Source organism: Autumnicola edwardsiae (genome assembly GCF_031846505.1).
Classification (GTDB): domain Bacteria; phylum Bacteroidota; class Bacteroidia; order Flavobacteriales; family Flavobacteriaceae; genus Autumnicola; species Autumnicola edwardsiae.
The window spans coordinates 1-251 of the sequence record NZ_JAVRHP010000350.1 but is presented as its reverse complement, the minus strand read 5'-3'; the positions used below and the strand labels follow the sequence as shown (position 1 = coordinate 251).

Here is a 251-nt window from a genome sequence, read left to right as displayed (position 1 = left end):
GTAGCGGAAGGGGCAAAGGAACATTTCTTTAATCAATATAAGGATGCCATCACACCTGAGAAAGTTGTCAAAGAAATTGATAACAATACCGCCAAGCTCAAAAAGAAAGAACCGAAATTTTATTCCATAACGGTCAGCCCTTCCAAATACGAATTAAAACGCCTGCAGAACAGTAGCGCAGATTTAAAAAGGTATACCCGGGAACTGATGAAAGATTATGTTGCCTGCTTTAACCGGGAAATAGACGGAAG

1 protein-coding gene is annotated in these 251 nt (G+C 40.2%); it reads left to right on the top strand.

Going from position 1 to position 251, the window contains the following annotated elements; all coding sequences use genetic code 11:
* A partial coding sequence (locus RM529_RS17960) for a DUF5712 family protein (RefSeq protein ID WP_311486088.1) occupies window positions 1-251 on the top strand: 251 nt, incomplete at both ends.